Origin of the sequence: Ensifer sp. ENS07 (assembly GCF_014852185.1) — a bacterium.
Classification (GTDB): Bacteria; Pseudomonadota; Alphaproteobacteria; order Rhizobiales; family Rhizobiaceae; genus Ensifer; species Ensifer adhaerens.
The window spans coordinates 23,431-39,944 of the sequence record NZ_JACVBE010000024.1 but is presented as its reverse complement, the minus strand read 5'-3'; the positions used below and the strand labels follow the sequence as shown (position 1 = coordinate 39,944).

Sequence of the window (16,514 nt, the reverse complement as noted above, 5' to 3'; positions counted from 1 at the left end):
TCAGAGGTTCTAGCCGGCCCGCGCGTCGGGCACGCATCCTTCGCTCGTGCACCCGGCTGAAGTGGCGGTGGCCGCGCTGAAATCGGGGATCGGGGCGGAAAGGAGTGTCGCAAGACGCGCGCCGATGACCATGTCGTCTTCGATGCCGAAGCGGTGGTGTTCGACATGACCGTCGCGTCCGATGATGATTGCCGTCGGCGTGCCTCGCATGCCGTAGCGCTCCATCGTTTTCGGTATCGGTCCCTGCTCGGAAGGCTGGTCGACGGCGATCGGGAAGGTCAGGCGATACTCATGAATGAAAGCCTTCAGCGCCTCGGGTGTCATGACCGCGTGATGCTCGAACACCGAATGCAGGCCGAGGACCTGAAGATCGGTATCCCGAAAAATGCTCTGGACGCGCTGCATCTGCGGCAGTCCGTGCGAAACGCAGGCCGGGCACAGCATCTGAAACGCATGAAGGAAAACGACCCGGCCGCGAAGCTGCGCAAGGCTCGGACGTTCCTGTGTGTTGAACCAGGTCGAAACGGCGAGTTCCGGAGCCGCGGTCCTGTGATTGCTGTTCATTGTTCTCATCTCCAAGACGGCCGGGCGAACGCTCGTCGCCCGGCCTTTGCGACATGTGCGGATCAGGCGGCTTCGCGAACGAGCTTCACGCCGGGGAAGTCGACCGGAACGGCAAGCGCGACGTTGATGTAGTTGGTGAACAGGTTGAGCGCGACATGCGCGATGATCTCGACGACGTCCTCGTCATCGAAGCCGGCGTCGCGCAAGGTGCGCACATCCGCGTCGGATACCTGTCCGCGCGCCTCGACGAGCTTCTGAGCAAAGGTAAGGGCCGCAGCCGTCTTCGGATCGGAGGACTTGCCGTGCTGCGCTGCCGTCATCTCCTCGGCGGTCGCGCCGGCCTTGCGGCCAAGTGCGGTGTGCGCCGCCAGGCAATAGTGGCAATCGTTGCGATCCGCGACGGCAACGGCGATCTGCTCGCCGAGCTTGGCGCCGAGGCGTCCCTTGCCGAGCGCGCCGAAGGAGCCCCACATGCTGGCAAGGGCCGCCGGTGAATTGGCGACGGCGCGGAACATGTTGGGTGCTACCCCGAAGGCGGAGCGGATTTCGCCAAGCAGTTCGGCGCTGGGGCCAGTTGCCGAAACGGGGTCGACTAGATTAATTCTGCTCATGGTTTTCTCTTTCTATTTGCTGGAGGGAGAAAATTGCCGGTCCGCCGATGGCAGTCGTCGGACCGGCGCCGACATCATCGTCTGTCCGCTTGCGACGCAGGAAACAGCGCTCGCGAATTCCGATGGTGAAGCTTGTGGCGAGGCGCCGGGGGGGGAGCGACGCCTTCGGGACCGCCGGCATTGGCGCCGGCGGCTGGATCGTTTGGCATGATCAGACCGTCTCGCGATTGAAGAGACGCCAGGCCGCCCTTTGTGCTTCGGGTTCTGCTGTTTCGTATTCGCCGCAATCGACGCGCAGTTCCGCCGGTCCGAACGCAGCATCGACGAACGCGCAGTGATGCGGCGCCTTCGGGTCGTCATAGACATGCGGCCGGAAGTATCGACAGTTGACGCACATGCGCTGTTCCGGGATGGCGCCAGCCGCCTGCAGACCACGGATGATCTTGACGAGATGCATGAGCAGATCCTGCTGCTCCAGCCTCGAAAGCGAAGCGATGGCATCCTCCGTGGCTGATGCGAGCCGCCCCGCCTGTCGTACTGCGTCCTCGCCGGCCGGCGTGGTGGCAACCGAAAGGGCGCGCGCGTCGCTCGGATCCGGCCGCTTCTCGACCAGCCCCTTGCGCAAGAGCGCGTTGACCGAGTCCGTCGTCGTCGGCTGGCTGACGCCGAGATAACCGGCGATCTGTTTTACCCGCATTCCGCCGCGTCTACGGGCAACCAGGAAGGTCAGGATCTGCAATTGCGTCGGATTGAGGCCGATCGCTTCCGCACTCGACCAGGCCTCCGTGCGCATGGCCGTCGCTACGCGGGAAAGGCCGTCGCCGATACGGTCGATCAGGGGCGGTGTCGTGTCAGGTTCCTTGCTCATACGGTGATTAATATAGGAATCCTATGTATTGTCAATGCCGACAAAAAAGCGGCGCGAATTTGACGCGCATCAAAGTGGAGGGGGCGTCTCAGGCTTAATCCTCTTCTCGAACAACCCGAGCACGGGCTGGTCGCTCAAATGGAGAAGACGATGTTGAATGCAATCAAGAGCGGATTTGGTATCGCGATCGCGGCAATGCTGGTCGCCGCACCGGCAGCCGCCGCGGACTTCGAAGTGCACATGCTGAACAAGGGCAAGGACGGCGCGATGGTTTTCGAGCCGGCGTCGCTGAAGGTTGCGCCTGGCGACACGGTCACCTTCATCCCGACCGACAAGGGACATAACGTCGAAACCATCAAGGGCATGATCCCCGATGGCGCCGAGGCCTTCAAAAGCAAGATCAATGAAAACTACAAGGTGACTTTCACGGCGCCGGGCGTCTACGGCGTAAAGTGCACGCCGCACTACGGCATGGGCATGGTCGGCGTCGTTCAGGTCGGCGATGCGCCGGCCAACCTGGAAGCGGTCAAGGGAGCGAAGAACCCGAAGAAGGCTCAGGAACGCCTGGACGCAGCCCTCGCGGCGCTCGGTAACTAAGCGACTTCTAGCGCTTCGGAGCGGGGTGGGGACAGGCCGCTCCTGGCGTCTGCGCACTGGGTGAGGCGCGGGCGCCATCATGCGGAACCAATGCGAAGCATTCGCGTTGGTTCCGCATGGATCAGATCACTGCCGAATTGTTTCCGCCATCGCAAATTTCCTATCCGGTCATTTTTGCGCGCATCCTTGGGGCGCTGCTGATGGGCGCGCTCATCGGCTTCGAGCGCGAGGTCAAGGCACGACCAGCCGGCCTCAAGACCCATATGCTCGTCTGCCTCGCAGCCTGCACCTTCGGCATCATCTCGATCGAAAGCGTCCGCCTCGGCGGCTTCTTCGACGAACGCGTCCGCATCGATCCTCTGCGCGTGGTGGAGGCGGTTACAGCCGGTGTCGCCTTTCTTGCAGCCGGCACAATCGTCTTGTCTCGCGGCGAGGTTCAGGGCCTGACGACCGGGGCCAGCCTCTGGCTTGCCGGCGCGATCGGCATTTCGGTCGGCTTCGGCCATTGGATCGTTGCCGGCCTGGCGGTCGGTTCCGCCTTCGCCGTTCTCACCATCATCGGCTACTTCGAAGCCAAGGCCGTGCGACACCAAAAGCCTGACGTGGAGCCGGAGGGTAAGGCGAGCGACGAGGGCGGCAAGAAGCAAGCCTAACGATAGGTTTGCGATAGTCCTGAGCGCCGTCTCGCGGCGGGTTCTGCAAGCCTTAGGGTAATCCCCTGCCGTCCCAGGCTAGGTGCAACGCAATGCTATTCTGCACAGAAAGGTTGTGTCCCGCTGGCGCCCTCGACCCGGCGTCGCTGTCGTGTCTTCAGGGGCGAGCCATCTGTTTATGACCCGGTGAAAGCCGCCTGCGCCATATGGCGTGGCGAGGAAATGTGTTCGGCAATCCCGATCGAAACGGCTAAGCTCGTAAGCGGCCTGTTTCCAAGGAAGGTTCAATGGACGCCACCGGTTCCCTTGCTGCCAAGCTGTTGTCTGAGACCCTGATGTTCGACCAGACGTCATTGGCTGCGTTGGAAGCCTTGGCCGCCAATTCCGATCGCGGCATCGTGCGGCGTGGCGAGATCCTGGTTCGCCAAGGCGAGTCGTCGGACCGGTTTTTCGTGGTCCTGTCCGGCCGCTTTACCGTGCACCGGGATGACGTCTCCGACCCTATTGCCGAGATAGGGCAGGGCGAACTCGTTGGCGAGGTCGGTTTCTTCGCCGGGCTGCCGCGCATGGCTACGGTCGTTGCTGCTCGCGATTCCATTGTTCTTTCGATCTGTGACCACCAGTTCGAAAAGGCGGCGAGTGCCCTGCCGAGCCTGCGCCAATCGGTCACCACGTTTCTGGCGCGACGGTTTGCCAAGCAGGCACCGGCTTCGCCGCATGCCGAGGGCGCCTGCCGGATAAGGACGCTCGCGATTGTTGCTGCCGGAAGCAGCCGGGTTTCTCCCCGCTTCATCGACCTGCTGCGCAAGGCTTTTTCCGGATCCACGCGCACGGCTTTCCTGGCGAGGGCCGACATCGAAGAGCGCTTTCCCGGCGTTCCGATCGATGATCAGCCGGTGCTGGACTGGCTCAACCAATTGGAAGCCAAGACCGGAGGCCTCGTCTACATCGCCGACGACGAACCAAGCGACTGGACGCGTGTCTGCATCCGCCAGGCCGATGGTGTCCTGTTGGTCGGCGAGCCGTCCGGCTCTGCAAAACTCAACCCGTCAGAGCAACTGGCGCTGTCAGTGCACTCGCCATCGAGCGTGCGGCTCGCTCTGGTGCACGACAAGCGCGCCGCAACGGTCGCCGGCACCAGCGGCTGGCTGAACGAGCGCCCCGGAATCCGGCAGCATCATCACGTGGCGCTCGACGACATTGAGGATGTCGAGCGTCTGGTCCGCTTCATTGCCGGCGAGGCGAGGGGCTTTGTCGCAGCCGGCGGGGGCTCGCTCGGATGCGCGCATCTTGGCGTCCACAAGGCTTTTATCGAGGCCGGCGCCTCCTTCGACTATCTGGGAGGCACCAGTTCGGGGGCGGCCATGATGGCGGGCTTCGCCCGCGGCATGAACGCCGACGAGATCAATCGTGGGACGCACGAGATCTTTGTCCGCAGTCGCGCCTTTCGTCGGCTGACCGTGCCGCAATATGCGCTGCTGGATCACAAGGTGCTCGACCGCACGCTGCAGGCGGAATATGGCGACGTTCTTATCGAAGACCTCTGGCTGCCATTTTTCGCGCTGTCGACCAATCTCAGCACAGGGCAAGCGCATGTCCATCGCCGCGGAAAACTATGGCAGGCCGTCAGAGCGTCGGGTTCGATCCCCGGCATACTGCCGCCCTTCTTCACGGCCGACGGTGACATGCTGGTCGACGGGGCGATCATGAACAATCTGCCACTGGAACAGATGAAGGAACTGAAGACAGGCCCGAACGTCGTCGTGAGCCTGGGTGGGGGCGGTCCGGGAAAACAACACATCGACTATGACAGTATTCCCGGCGCGTCCGAACTGACCGTTCGGTTGCTCAACCCCTTCGGCCGCTCGGGCTTGCCGAAAATCCCCAACCTGATCCAGGTCATTGCCGCAAGCATGCTGGCGCACCGGCCGCAGGAGATCGCTCTCGGGGAAAAGGACATCCTGATTTCCCCACCAGTCTCGGCGGCGATAAGCTTTATGGATTGGAGCCGGCACTCCGAACTGTTTGCCGAAGCTTATTATTGGGCGAAATCATGGATTGATGAGCGTATTGGCGAGAACGACCCGAGGATGGAGACCATTTGCGGCCTGCCGGCCCGCTATGGCTCGCCGGAAACACATGGCAGCGCGCAGGCGCATTCCGCGCTCTAGGATGCGCCCCGGCATCCGTGGCCTGATCGTTATGTAAGGCCCGCGAGTGCTTTGCATGCGCATGGATTTTCGACTGATCTTGCCGCCCCTGTTAAGTTGTCACTGTCCTCTTGCGGTTGTGGTATTTTAGGATAGCCTTGCATCGGGAGAGCCAGTCGCGGTTCTTTCGTTTTGCAGTGAAAAGACCAATGAATAGAGGGCCATCGGAGATATAGCGGCTCGCATTCGAAAATGTTTCGTCCCCGAATTGCACTGCCATTTGGGTTTCCTTGGATGTAACTGCGGGACGTCCCTGGTCATGTGATGCACGGAAGCCGTGTATCGCTTCGTCACAGAGCGCCCATTTGCTTGAAGTGGATCGACGTGATGTCTGACAACAAGAATGCCGGCGCACCTCCAAGTGCACAGGACCTCAGAATGCAGATGCTCCAGCGTGAAATGGACGAGATGGACAAGGAGCGGCGACTAAAATCCATCGAAGAGCAAAAGCTCGCCGACTTTGCCGCGGATTTTCTCAAGAAGCATGTAACGGAAGAGGAAATCGCCATCGTTCGCCGGCTGGTCGCGAACGCCGTGAAGGCCGGCAAGTTCGAAGCGATGGTCTACAGCTTCCCGTCCGAGCTTTGCACTGACAGCGGCCGCGCGATCAACAGCGGCGACCGGGATTGGCCGAACACGCTGCAGGGAAAAGCAAAAGAGTTCTTTGATCGCTATCAGGCCTTCGGCAAGCCAAGTGGCTACAAGTTGAAGGCGATGATCATCAACTTCCCGGGTGGCGTGCCCGGTGACGTCGGGTTCTTCTTGAACTGGGCTCCCGAAAAAGCCTGAGTACGACCGTCCCGGCGTCGCATCGCGTTGTCACGCTGCGGCTCGTCCCCGATCGAAAGTGTTCAAAGCCCGCACCTTTGGTGCGGGCTTTTCAGTCTTATAAAACGTCGGGCACGTTTCTACGCACGTGGTCGTCCGCAGCAAAGTCATCCGGCCGTTTCTGGCGCTTGCCGAGATCGGGCTCCGAGAATTTCACGCGCTCGTATGGGATCGACGAGAGAATGTGCGAGATGCAGTTGATGCGGGCACGCTTCTTGTCATCCGACGGTACGATCCACCAGGGCGCGAAATCGGTGTCCGTCATACGGATCATCTCGTTGTAGGCGCGGGTATAATCCCACCAGCGGCGATAGGATTCGACGTCCATCGGGCTGAGCTTCCACTGGCGCAGCGGATCGGCAATGCGCTGCCGGAAGCGCTTTTCCTGCTCCTTCTCGCTGACGTCGAGGAAGTATTTAAGCAGGATGATGCCGCTTTCGACCATGGCCGCTTCGAAACGCGGCGCGAGCTCGAGAAAGCGTCGGGCACTGTCATCCGAGCAGAAACCCATAACGCGCTCGACGCCGGGGCGGTTATACCAGGAGCGATCGAAGATCACGATCTCGCCAGCGGCGGGCAGGTGCTGGATATAGCGCTGCATGTAAATCTGCGACTTCTCGCGGTCGGTCGGCGCCGGCAGCGCGGTCACGCGGAAGACGCGTGGGCTGACACGCTCGGTCAGCCGCTTGATCACGCCGCCCTTGCCGGCCGCATCGCGGCCTTCGAAGACGATGACGATGCGCGCGCCTGTTTTCTTCACCCAGGCCTGCAGATGGGCGGTTTCCTGCTGCAGCCGGGCGAGCTCCTTGGCATAGCCCTCGGATGACGAGTCGTCCGAAGTCGTCGCGTCGGCGGCTATTTCGCCTTCGCTCTTGTCTTTGCCCTTTTTCTTCTTGCCGTCATGCTTGCCCATTTTTCCCTCCCGTTCGGACATGGTCATCTGGCTTGATCTCGACAGAACCGGTCGGCTGACCGTCGTTCCGCCCGTATTTGGTCTCGTAAGCGTCGAGCGCATCTTCCATCCCCTCGAAGATCATACCCGGGCCGATCTTCTCGACGACCCCGGAGCGCTCGAGCAGGGCGCGCGCATCGGTGTGCAACTCGGCCAGACCGAGCGTGACGCCGCGGTTCTTCAGGTCGCTCTGCAACTCTCCAAGCATGTCCGCGGCGGTGCTGTCGATTTGCGGGATGGCGCTCGCATCGATCACCAGCCAGCGGGCGGGTTGCGGCAGGCTCTCGGCGATCACCTCGAGGCGCTCGCGGACGTAATCGGCGTTGTAGAAAAGCAGACTATCTTGAACCATGCAGGCACCGAAGCCTGGAACCGGACGTGCCTCGGTCATGCGATGCAGTTTGTAGAAGCCGTCGCGCCCGGGGATGCGGCCCAGCATGGCGTCGTGCGGATACATGGTCTGCAAGATGAGGTAGACCAGTGTTGCAGCGATGGCGATGACCACGCCGTTCAGCACGCCGAGGCCGATCGGTCCCCAAAGGGCAATCAGCGCGAAAATGAACTCGATGCGGTTGACGGTCCAGATCCGTCTCAGGCCGTCGATGTCGATCAGGCTGAGCGCCGTTGCCGCAAGGATCGCCCCGAGCGCGGCGACCGGCAGAATGCGAAGGACGTCACCAAGAAAGAGCAGCACCACCATCAGGGTCCCCGCCGCAACGAGGCTCGCGATCTGCGACCGCCCACCGACGGCGAAATTCACGGCCGTGCGTGAATCCGAGGCGGTCACCGGAAACGTCCCGAACAGTCCTGCCGCGATGTTGGCGGCCCCGAAGCCGCTCAGTTCACGGTTCGGATCGACGCGGTAGCCGCCGAGCGCCGCAAAACTGCGCGCTGCGATGACGCCGGAACCGAAACTGACGAGGAAGATTGCCGCGCCGCCGGTCAGCAATCCATCGATCGGCAGACCCTCGAGACGAGGCAGGACGAAGGTCGGCAAGCCGTCGGGAATGTTGCCGACGACCGTCATGCCGCGCCCTTCGAAGTCGAAGAGATATGACAACAACACCGCGACGAAGACGACGATAACAGGACCTGGAACGGGTGAGCGATAGAAGCGGGCGACCTGCAGCAGCGCAAAACACGCCAAGGCAAACACCAGAGTGGGCCAGTGGATGGAGCCGGCCTGCCTCAGAAGTTCGAGAATAGGGCTGATCAGCCCGTCCGACTCGATCTGGACGCCGGTGACGCGCTTGATCTGTCCAACCAGAATCGAGAGGGAAATTCCAGCAAAGAAGCCTGTGAGGATCGGGCGCGAAAGAAAGGTCGCGAGCACGCCGAGACGGACGAGGCGTGCAATCAGGCAGAGGATGCCGACGATGAGGGCCAGCAGGGCCGCCGCCGTTACGCGGTCAGCGCCACCGGCAGAGGAGGCGAATACCGTCGTCAGCACGGCCGCCAGCACCGTCATCGTCGCCGCATCCGGTCCGACGATCAGTTGCCGCGACGGACCGAAAAGGGCGTAGGCGACAAGCGGCGTGATGCTCGCATAAAGGCCCGTCTCGGGCGGCAGCCCGGCGATGGCGGGATAGGCGATGGCGCTCGGCAATCCGACCGCGGCAATGGCGACGCCTGCGGAAATGTCACTGCGCAACCAACTTCCCTGATACCCCTTAAGGTTGTCCAGAAGCGGCAGGCGAGGCAGGTTCAGCATGCTGACGGTCCCCGGGGGCACAGCCCTCTTAAAGTGCTCTAAACGCTACAAATCAGGCTGCGCGGGAAGCGCAAACAATGCACTCTATCATTGCGTACATTAGGGTTGCAAAACTTTCCTTTCATCGGCTTCGACAAAAAGAATAAAAGTTGCAGACAATTAGAGGTGGCCTGCCGCGTCGATCCGGCAAGTGCCGGACCGAGGGATCTGCACCAAGTTATGAAGCCCGTGTCAGCTGAGCTTCAACGCTTCAGTAGTAGGGGGAGACACACGCCTGCCGCGGACCGTAATACGGCTGGAACGTGTCGTCATAGGCCCTGTAGGACCGGTAACGAGCGTAGCACCAGCGGGTGTGGGCGCTGCCTCCGTAATAGGTTTGGCGATAGTAGCGCGGCGCATAGTAGCGTGGGGCGGAATAGGTCGGGCCGTAATAGCCTTCGTCATAATAGCCCGGGCCATAGTAGCGAGGCTGCGCGAGCAGCCCGCCGATGATCGCGCCGGTTGCCAATCCGCCGAGCGCCCATGCCCAGTCATCGCCACCGCCGTGGTGATGCCCGTGGTTGTAGCCGCCGTGATAGCCGCCGCCGTGGTGCCTGTACTGAACCGGTTGGACTTGAGATGCCCCGATCTCCGCCGTAACGGCTGGAGGAAATGCCATGGCCGGCGGAACACTCGTAGCCACCGCCGCCAGTGACAAGGCAAAGATTGCTAGCCTCTTCATTGGCTTCACCTTCTTTCCACCCCGCGCCCGATTATAGCGCGGAACCGGTTCGATAGCACTTCGTTTTCCAGGTGCTTCCGCCGCCCGACCAAGCGCCTGTCTATTTGAGGACAGTCACGCTCAATACGCCTTCTTCGATCTTTCCGTCTTCATAGGGGGAGCGAATGACAAGCCGGTCGCGGCCGGTATAGCCGGGGTTCGGCGTATAGTAGGCGACGACGCCATTCACCTTGGTTGTCGCGCATTTTGACTGCTTGCCCACCAGTTTCGGATAGACCGCCTCGTGGACAATCTCCAGGTGGCCATGCTTGGGCTTCTCCGCAATCGTCATCGCCGGATAGTCGATCTGGCTGCAGTTATCGTCGATATGCCAGTTCTTGGCGACGAGCGTCTTCACGCCGCTGCGCGCCGTGATCGATAGCGCCTGCTGCCGGGAATCGTCGGAGGTTGTGGTGCAAGCCGACAAAGCGACAACGATTACGGGCAAAAAGAGATATCTAAAGGTTTTCATGAGCAATCCTGAGAATACTTTAAGTTTGGATTTAAGTCGCATGAGGGCCCGGGCCGCACCCGTTTCATCGAGATGCACCCCTTGGATCCACACGTTTTGCGTGTGCGATCATGCATTCTTTGGTCTCGGGGGACAGGGGGTGTCCTTCGCTCGTCGATCACGTGACTTTCAAACATTCCGGGCAAACCGGATGAGAACCTCGTTCACGACATCGGGGCGCTCCTGCGGCAGCCAATGGCCGCTGCCGGGCACGATGATGCTTTCCTTGAGCTGCGGGACGAGGGGCGGCATTGCATCGACAATTTCGCGCATCCCGGGGATGGCGAGGCCCGTGTCGCGCTCGCCGACCATGAACAGGGCAGGAATTTCGACCTTTACGCCGGCGAAAGCGGCCTGCAGCTGCCAATTGCGATCGAGGTTTCGATAGTAGTTCAACCCTCCGCGAAAACCGGTCGTGGCAAAGGCGCTGATGTAGGTGTCGAGGTCTGCAGCAGTGAGCCAGTCGGGCATGCTGTCGGGCAGCGGCGCAAGCAGTCCATGCCGGCGCGATACCATGCCGAACGGATTGGGTGTCTGGTCTCCGGCCTGTCGTGCGCCCGCGTCGCCGGAAGCCGCAAAGAGGATCTTTCGCAGCGTCTGGCCGATGTCACGCTCCAGCTCCGCCTCGGCGACATCAGGCTCCTGGAAATAGAGCGTGTACAATTCTGCCTCGTCGGTCCGCGGGAAGATCCGGGTCGGCGGAACGGGCGCCTGGCCCATCATCGGCACGCTCATGGCGACAACGCCGCAGAAACGGTCGGGCCGCATCTGTGCCGCCTGCCAGGCAACGGTCGCGCCCCAGTCGTTACCGACGAGGATGGCCGTTGATAGGTCGAGGGCATCCAGCAGAGCAATCATGTCGCCGACGATGTGAAACACGCTGTATTCGTCGACCGATGGAGGACATTCCGAGAGGCCGTAGCCGCGCATGTCAGGCGCGATCGCGCGAAAGCCGGCCTCCGCAAGTGCCGCTATCTGGTGCCGCCAGGCATGGGAGGTCTCCGGGAAGCCATGGCAGAGCAGAACGGCCGGGCCGTTTCCCTGTTCGATAAAGCCCATGCGGATGGTTCGGGTCTGGATTGTCTGGGCCTGCATCTTCGTTCCTTCTCGACACTCTGATACCGTAATTGTATAAGTTACGGAAACAGGTGACGTCAAGAGTGTGTAACTTATATTGTTACGCTATGGGGAGTCGAATGAAGCAAGACAGCCGGTTGGCGCGGATGATCCATGTGCTCATACACATGGCACTGCTCGGGGGACGGGAGACGTCAGAGACCATCGCCAAGATGCTGAACACCAACCCGGTGGTCGTTCGCCGGACGATGGGGGCGTTGAAGCGCAAGGGTGTCGTCGGTTCCGAAGGCGGCCGGGGAGGGGGCTGGGCGCTTCTGCGGCCGCTTGGGGAGTTGACGGTGCTCGATGTGCAGCGGGCGCTGGACGATGGGCAGGTTCTGGCGGCAGGCGTGTCCGAGGACCATCCGACCTGCCCGGTGGAGCGCGCAGCGAATGCGGCGCTGGTGGACGCCTTCGAAAAAGCGGAGCGGACCCTGCTGCAGGAGTTTGCCGAACTCAGGCTTTCAACGATTGCGGAGCGTGCGATGAAGGATGCTGCGGGGTCTCAGCGGGCAACGCACCTGGATCATCAAGCCTGAAGGCGCCACGCATGTGGGCGATGAGCCGGCGAAGCGGCAGGATCGAGCGAGCTTGTGGTCAGGCCCTTTCGCCAAAAACTGAGCCGGCGGCTCTGCATGATCGTCCGGCAGGACAAGCGGCTTGATCTCGGCCTTCGAAAGACGCTGGCTGCTCTCATATCGCTGGCGGCGCCTGAGCGGCCGGTCAGCGAGCAGGACTAGGCGCGCGATACCGACGACCGTCTCGCCAGCTGATGCTCGCGCCAGATCGTGAAGAGACCGGCGCCGACGACGATGAGCGCGCCGACGATCATGTTGTGAGTGATCGTCTCGCCGAAGAGCATGACGGCGAAGATCACATTGAGGACCAGCTGGAAATAGGTAACGGGCTGGACTTCGGCTGCCGGCAGCAGTCCGTAGGCTTTGATGAGGAAAAAGTGACTGAGGGTGCCACAGACGCAAAGCGCGGCAAGGGCAAACCAATCGGACGGCACCACCTCTGTCCAGTAGAACGGGCCGACCAGCGAGATCGCCACGGCGCCGACAACACCGGCATAAAAGAGGCTCGTGACGGCCGAATCCTCGCGACTGACGGCGCGGGTGGCAATGCTGTAAAGCGCGAAAAGCACGGAGGCTGCGAGCGGCAGAAGCAGCGACAAGTCGAAGTGCACGTTGACGGGATTGATGATCACCAGAACGCCGATCAGACCGATCAGAATGGCCGCACCGCGCCGCCATCCCACGGTCTCCCCGAGAAGAGGGATCGAGAGGATGGTGATGATCAGTGGTGTCGCCTGAAAGATCGACTGGCTCATGGCGAGCCCGGCGTGAACGTAGGAAATGACGATGACGACGATTTCGGCGACGAGCAGCAGGCCCCGCACGACCTGCAGCCAGGGGTGGCGCGTGTGAGCGGTCTTGCGAAGTCCACCCGATGACGAGGCGGCGAAAGCGAACACGAAGAGCGCAAACGCCCAGAATCGGATCATCGTGATGAACAAAGCGGGGTAGCGGTCGCCAAGATACTTGGTGATGGCGTCCTGGCCAGCAAAGATGCAAATGGCAAGGAAGGCAAACAGATAACCGCGGGTCTTGGGGCTCATTGCACTACAAACTCAGAATCGCTGGCCCCCTGAATAGCATAGTCTTGTCGCCGGGGCTTGAACCAAACGACTTTGGTTTGATGATCCTGGATCCGCGGCAGCAGGCGAGGGGCGCGTCGAGCCGGGACTGCCCCCGCGAAGGGGCAGCCTGCCTCAGCTCAATGATATTTTTCCTGCTCGCGCGTGAGGATCGCCGGAGCGTTCAGCCCGGCGATCGGTTGGTTGACATCCGTCGGAATGTCACCTGACAGCTGCAGGTCGAGATAGCGCGCGCAGCAGACCCTCAGGAATGATGTGAAGTTCCCGAGATCATGCCCGGCATCGATGGACTCGTGGTGTAGCTTGGTGATCAGCTGCGTGACGTTCATACGATCGCGCCGCGCGATCTCCTCAAGCTTCGACCAGAAGAAGTTCTCCAGCCGGACGCTCGTCACCATGCCATCGATGCGCAGCGACCGGGTGGTGCTCTCCCAGAGCCGCGCATCCGCCTTTATGAACAACTCGCACATCTCGCCCCTCCCGTGGCTGCCTTCTCAGGCGGCGTCCGTTTGTAGCAGGGCCGAGGCGTCGAGCACAGCCATGAACTGGCGCAGCCACGACGGATGGGCGGGCCACGCCGGCGCGGTAACGAGGTTGCCGTCGGCGACCGCGTCGCTGATCGCGATATCCGCATAAATGCCGCCGGCAAGTTCGACCTCCGGACGGCACGCCGGGTAGGCCGAACAGGTGCGGCCCTTCAACACGCCGGCCGCCGCCAGCAATTGTGCGCCGTGGCAGATGGCCGCCACCGGTTTTCCCGCCGCGAAGAAATGCTGGACAGCCTTGATGACATCCGGGTTGAGACGCAGATATTCGGGCGCGCGACCGCCGGGTATGACCAGCGCGTCGTAATCTTCAGCGCGGATGGCGGAGAAGGTGGCGTTGAGCGCGAAATTATGGCCGCGCTTTTCGGAATAGGTCTGGTCGCCTTCGAAATCATGGATCGCGGTCGCAACCGTCTCGCCGGCATTCTTGCCGGGGCAGACGGCATGCACCGTGTGGCCGCAGGCAAGCAAGGTCTGAAACGGAACCATCGTTTCATAGTCTTCGGTGAAATCACCGGTGATCATCAGAATTTTCGAGTTTGCCATTTGTTTCCTCCCAAAAACCAATGGGCGGAGTTTAGCAATCCGGCTGAGGCAACGGGTACTAGCGGAATACTACAAAGGAAAATTCCGGGCAGGGCCGCGGACTATTTCACGGCCGTCGTTATCTTGGCGATCCCTTCCAGAGTGCGATGGACCGGGCACTTGTCGGCAATCTCGGCGATCTTGGAGCGAAGCTCGTCTGCGACCTCGCCCTCGATCGCTATGACCCGCTCGAACCGGTCGATCTTCCCGCTGTCGGCGCGCTCCGTTGCAGCGCAGTCTTCGCAATCCCGCGCATGGATCTTGGAATGCGAGACCTCCACCTTGATGCGCCCGAGCGGCAGCTTCTTGTGGTCGGCGTAGAGGCGCAGCGTCATGGAGGTACAGGCAGCAAGCCCGATCGACAGGTAGTCATAGGGCGATGGCCCGGAATCGAACCCGCCGACGCTTTGCGGCTCGTCGGCAAAGAGGCGATGCCTGCCGGCTTGAACCGAATTCTGAAATTTGCCTTCGCCCGTTTCCGTCACCTGGACCTGTTCCACCGGCTCCGTGCCCTGCGGACTGTCGGCCACGAGATAGCGGCTCAGCCACTCCGCAATCACCCGGGCGGCGTAGGCGGCATCGGCAGGATCGGTGAGCAGATGGTCGGCCTTGTCCAGCGAAACGAAGCTCTTCGGATGTTTGGCCGCATGGAAGAGGTCGCTGGCGTTTTCGATGCCGACCGTTTGATCCAGCGGCGCGTGGAGAATGAGAACGGGTTTCCTGAGCGTCGCCACAGCCTCATGAAGGCGCTGGGCGCAAGCGTCGTCGACGAACTGTTTCTTGATCAGGAATTTGCGACCGGCAAGATCGACTTCGGCGGCACCACTTTCCTCTATTTCCTTGAGGCTCGCTCCGAAGTTCTTGAGCACATGGCCGACGTCCGCGGGTGCGCCGATCGTGGCCACGGCGCGAACTTCCGGAATTTCGTTGGCAACCGCAAAGACGGCTGCACCGCCAAGCGAATGGCCAATCAGGAGCGACGGCGCCTCGAAGTGTAGCCGCAGATAGTCGGCGGCCGAACGAAGATCCGCGATGTTGGACGAAAAGTTGGTCGAGGCGAACTCGCCCTCGCTTGATCCGAGGCCGGTGAAATCGAAGCGCAGGACCGCGATCCCTTCGCGCGCGAGTTCGGCCGAGATCTGACGCGCCGCCGCCAGATCCTTGGAGCAGGTGAAGCAGTGGGCGAAAATCGCATAGGCCCGCACCGGGCCGTTTGGAAGGTCGAGTCTGGCGCCAAGGGTGGCGCCGGAATGGCCGGTAAATTCAAGTCGTTGACTATTGAAGTTCATGTGATGCTCCAGGAAGGAGAACAATCATCCCAAGGTCGCAACGACTGTCCTGAATTCGAATGATGCGGCCGGCGTCCATGTCCGCCGAACCTGGCGGATGCATGCGGACACGGTTCGCCAGACGCTCGCCGGGGCGTTTGTTACTCCGCGGCGGACCGTCGCGGCAGCACCCAGTTCGGACGCGGGAAGTGGCAGGTATAGCCGTTCGGATAGCGCTCCAGGTAATCCTGGTGCTCCGGCTCCGCCTGCCAGAAGTCGCCAACGGGTTCCAGTTCCGTCACCACCTTGCCCGGCCACAGGCCAGAGGCTTCCACATCGGCAATGGTGTCCTCGGCAATGCGCTTCTGTTCGTCATCGACGTAGTAGATCGCCGAACGATAGGAGGTGCCGATGTCGTTGCCCTGACGGTTTTTCGTGGTGGGGTCGTGGATCTGGAAAAACAGCTCCAGAATCCGCCGATAGGAGGTCTTCGCCGGATCGTAGAATATCTCGATGCCCTCGGCATGTGTTCCGTGGTTGCGATAGGTCGCATTGGGCACGTCGCCGCCGGTATAGCCCACACGGGTGCCGGTGACGCCGGGGAGCCTGCGGATCAGATCCTGCATTCCCCAGAAGCAACCGCCGGCCAGAACAGCTCTCTCGGTCATTCAGATATCCTCCACCTGGTTCGTGAGCGCGAATTCGCTTTTTCTCCCACTGGCTGCGGGCCAGCGCGGGAGATGGACTGTAATATAGGAACTCCTGCTGCCAAGATCAGGAGGGCGGTTCCAAATCCGCGTTTTGGTTCGGCACGTGTCGCGTTACCGGTGCCACTGCTTCAAAAGGCGATCGATGTCGCTCCCGGCAGCCGACGGGTCGTCGCCCGGCCGATCTGTCCGGTTCCCCCAACAATGGCGGCTCTGGGCATCACGAGATCCTTTGCGAGTTTTCCGCGTTTGACGACCCACCGTGTGAATGTCCGCTGCATTCCGCAGCCGGAAGGAAAGTAGCCAGAGCGCATTCAAATCTACCGTCATGCTGACGGCAAGGCCGCTGAGGACCGGCTTTGTGGCGA

18 protein-coding genes are annotated in these 16,514 nt (G+C 61.5%); 5 read left to right on the top strand and 13 right to left on the bottom strand.

All coding sequences use genetic code 11. The features are described 5' to 3' along the window. Window positions 1-9: 9 nt before the first annotated feature. The 3 genes from IB277_RS36625 to IB277_RS36615 form a co-directional block, all read right to left on the bottom strand. On the bottom strand, window positions 10-564 hold the full coding sequence (locus tag IB277_RS36625) for a peroxiredoxin (protein ID WP_210187492.1): 555 nt from the start codon (window positions 562-564) through the stop codon (window positions 10-12). 62 nt (window positions 565-626) lie between these two features. After that, complete coding sequence (locus IB277_RS36620) at window positions 627-1,175, bottom strand: carboxymuconolactone decarboxylase family protein (protein WP_089046055.1); 549 nt, start codon at window positions 1,173-1,175, stop codon at window positions 627-629. A 211-nt stretch (window positions 1,176-1,386) separates the two neighbouring features. Further along, on the bottom strand, window positions 1,387-2,043 hold the full coding sequence (locus IB277_RS36615; RefSeq protein WP_060520557.1) for a MarR family winged helix-turn-helix transcriptional regulator: 657 nt from the start codon (window positions 2,041-2,043) through the stop codon (window positions 1,387-1,389). A 150-nt stretch (window positions 2,044-2,193) separates the two neighbouring features. On the opposite strand from IB277_RS36615, the gene IB277_RS36610 reads away from it, so the two are divergent. The 4 genes from IB277_RS36610 to IB277_RS36595 all read left to right on the top strand — a co-directional run bounded on the left by IB277_RS36610 (window position 2,194) and on the right by IB277_RS36595 (window position 6,292). Further along, window positions 2,194-2,640, top strand: a complete 447-nt coding sequence (locus IB277_RS36610) for a pseudoazurin (RefSeq protein ID WP_082005895.1) — start codon at window positions 2,194-2,196, stop codon at window positions 2,638-2,640. 116 nt (window positions 2,641-2,756) lie between these two features. Further along, window positions 2,757-3,293, top strand: coding sequence for an MgtC/SapB family protein (locus IB277_RS36605; RefSeq protein WP_089046057.1), 537 nt, complete (start codon window positions 2,757-2,759; stop codon window positions 3,291-3,293). A 287-nt stretch (window positions 3,294-3,580) separates the two neighbouring features. Continuing rightward, window positions 3,581-5,464 carry a patatin-like phospholipase family protein gene (locus tag IB277_RS36600; RefSeq protein WP_192373252.1) on the top strand — a complete coding sequence of 628 codons (1,884 nt, stop codon included), beginning with the start codon at window positions 3,581-3,583 and terminating at the stop codon, window positions 5,462-5,464. A gap of 366 nt (window positions 5,465-5,830) precedes the next feature. Continuing rightward, window positions 5,831-6,292, top strand: coding sequence for a hypothetical protein (locus IB277_RS36595; protein ID WP_034802042.1), 462 nt, complete (start codon window positions 5,831-5,833; stop codon window positions 6,290-6,292). Window positions 6,293-6,389: 97 nt separating this feature from the next. On the opposite strand, the gene ppk2 is transcribed toward IB277_RS36595, so the two are convergent. The 5 genes from ppk2 to IB277_RS36570 all read right to left on the bottom strand — a co-directional run bounded on the left by ppk2 (window position 6,390) and on the right by IB277_RS36570 (window position 11,360). Further along, window positions 6,390-7,244, bottom strand: a complete 855-nt coding sequence (ppk2, locus tag IB277_RS36590) for a polyphosphate kinase 2 (protein ID WP_060582219.1) — start codon at window positions 7,242-7,244, stop codon at window positions 6,390-6,392. After that, a complete protein-coding gene (locus IB277_RS36585) occupies window positions 7,231-8,994 on the bottom strand; it encodes a SulP family inorganic anion transporter (RefSeq protein ID WP_089046059.1) in 1,764 nt (587 codons plus the stop codon). Before IB277_RS36585 ends, ppk2 begins: the two co-directional genes overlap by 14 nt. Before the next feature lie 250 nt (window positions 8,995-9,244). Beyond that, complete coding sequence (locus tag IB277_RS36580; protein ID WP_089046060.1) at window positions 9,245-9,715, bottom strand: BA14K family protein; 471 nt, start codon at window positions 9,713-9,715, stop codon at window positions 9,245-9,247. 100 nt (window positions 9,716-9,815) lie between these two features. Then, entirely contained in the window at window positions 9,816-10,226 is a 411-nt protein-coding gene (locus IB277_RS36575) for a hypothetical protein (protein WP_089046061.1), read from the bottom strand. Between the two features lie 168 nt (window positions 10,227-10,394). Further along, the gene (locus IB277_RS36570) at window positions 10,395-11,360 is read right to left on the bottom strand and encodes an alpha/beta fold hydrolase (RefSeq protein WP_089046062.1); all 966 of its coding nucleotides are present in this window, start codon (window positions 11,358-11,360) and stop codon (window positions 10,395-10,397) included. Between the two features lie 101 nt (window positions 11,361-11,461). Here IB277_RS36570 and IB277_RS36565 point away from each other — a divergent pair, with 101 nt between their 5' ends. Next, window positions 11,462-11,920: an Rrf2 family transcriptional regulator gene (locus IB277_RS36565; protein ID WP_051659609.1), complete on the top strand. Its 459-nt coding sequence runs from the start codon at window positions 11,462-11,464 to the stop codon at window positions 11,918-11,920. A gap of 197 nt (window positions 11,921-12,117) precedes the next feature. Here the strand turns inward: IB277_RS36565 and IB277_RS36560 are convergent, their stop codons facing one another. From IB277_RS36560 to msrA, 5 genes are all read right to left on the bottom strand, one after another. After that, on the bottom strand, window positions 12,118-13,002 hold the full coding sequence (locus tag IB277_RS36560) for a DMT family transporter (RefSeq protein WP_192373250.1): 885 nt from the start codon (window positions 13,000-13,002) through the stop codon (window positions 12,118-12,120). Between the two features lie 158 nt (window positions 13,003-13,160). After that, window positions 13,161-13,511: a ribbon-helix-helix domain-containing protein gene (locus tag IB277_RS36555; protein ID WP_060520550.1), complete on the bottom strand. Its 351-nt coding sequence runs from the start codon at window positions 13,509-13,511 to the stop codon at window positions 13,161-13,163. Window positions 13,512-13,535: 24 nt separating this feature from the next. Next, window positions 13,536-14,132, bottom strand: coding sequence for a DJ-1/PfpI family protein (locus IB277_RS36550; RefSeq protein ID WP_034802015.1), 597 nt, complete (start codon window positions 14,130-14,132; stop codon window positions 13,536-13,538). A 101-nt stretch (window positions 14,133-14,233) separates the two neighbouring features. After that, on the bottom strand, window positions 14,234-15,460 hold the full coding sequence (locus IB277_RS36545) for a bifunctional alpha/beta hydrolase/OsmC family protein (RefSeq protein ID WP_192373248.1): 1,227 nt from the start codon (window positions 15,458-15,460) through the stop codon (window positions 14,234-14,236). 140 nt (window positions 15,461-15,600) lie between these two features. Beyond that, window positions 15,601-16,107, bottom strand: coding sequence for a peptide-methionine (S)-S-oxide reductase MsrA (gene msrA / locus IB277_RS36540; protein WP_060520547.1), 507 nt, complete (start codon window positions 16,105-16,107; stop codon window positions 15,601-15,603). Between the last annotated feature and the right edge of the window lie 407 nt (window positions 16,108-16,514).

Bases quoted from the DNA above. Each gene is read 5' to 3' on its own strand.
- IB277_RS36600 (WP_192373252.1), top strand. From the start codon at position 3,581: ATGGACGCCACCGGTTCCCTTGCTGCCAAGCTGTTGTCTGAGACCCTG.
- IB277_RS36585 (WP_089046059.1), bottom strand. From the start codon at position 8,994: ATGCTGAACCTGCCTCGCCTGCCGCTTCTGGACAACCTTAAGGGGTAT.
- IB277_RS36620 (WP_089046055.1), bottom strand. From the start codon at position 1,175: ATGAGCAGAATTAATCTAGTCGACCCCGTTTCGGCAACTGGCCCCAGC.
- IB277_RS36575 (WP_089046061.1), bottom strand. From the start codon at position 10,226: ATGAAAACCTTTAGATATCTCTTTTTGCCCGTAATCGTTGTCGCTTTG.
- IB277_RS36615 (WP_060520557.1), bottom strand. From the start codon at position 2,043: ATGAGCAAGGAACCTGACACGACACCGCCCCTGATCGACCGTATCGGC.
- IB277_RS36605 (WP_089046057.1), top strand. From the start codon at position 2,757: ATGGATCAGATCACTGCCGAATTGTTTCCGCCATCGCAAATTTCCTAT.
- IB277_RS36550 (WP_034802015.1), bottom strand. From the start codon at position 14,132: ATGGCAAACTCGAAAATTCTGATGATCACCGGTGATTTCACCGAAGAC.
- IB277_RS36580 (WP_089046060.1), bottom strand. From the start codon at position 9,715: ATGAAGAGGCTAGCAATCTTTGCCTTGTCACTGGCGGCGGTGGCTACG.
- msrA (WP_060520547.1), bottom strand. From the start codon at position 16,107: ATGACCGAGAGAGCTGTTCTGGCCGGCGGTTGCTTCTGGGGAATGCAG.
- IB277_RS36565 (WP_051659609.1), top strand. From the start codon at position 11,462: ATGAAGCAAGACAGCCGGTTGGCGCGGATGATCCATGTGCTCATACAC.
- IB277_RS36610 (WP_082005895.1), top strand. From the start codon at position 2,194: ATGTTGAATGCAATCAAGAGCGGATTTGGTATCGCGATCGCGGCAATG.
- IB277_RS36625 (WP_210187492.1), bottom strand. From the start codon at position 564: ATGAACAGCAATCACAGGACCGCGGCTCCGGAACTCGCCGTTTCGACC.
- IB277_RS36560 (WP_192373250.1), bottom strand. From the start codon at position 13,002: ATGAGCCCCAAGACCCGCGGTTATCTGTTTGCCTTCCTTGCCATTTGC.
- ppk2 (WP_060582219.1), bottom strand. From the start codon at position 7,244: ATGGGCAAGCATGACGGCAAGAAGAAAAAGGGCAAAGACAAGAGCGAA.
- IB277_RS36570 (WP_089046062.1), bottom strand. From the start codon at position 11,360: ATGCAGGCCCAGACAATCCAGACCCGAACCATCCGCATGGGCTTTATC.
- IB277_RS36545 (WP_192373248.1), bottom strand. From the start codon at position 15,460: ATGAACTTCAATAGTCAACGACTTGAATTTACCGGCCATTCCGGCGCC.
- IB277_RS36555 (WP_060520550.1), bottom strand. From the start codon at position 13,511: ATGTGCGAGTTGTTCATAAAGGCGGATGCGCGGCTCTGGGAGAGCACC.
- IB277_RS36595 (WP_034802042.1), top strand. From the start codon at position 5,831: ATGTCTGACAACAAGAATGCCGGCGCACCTCCAAGTGCACAGGACCTC.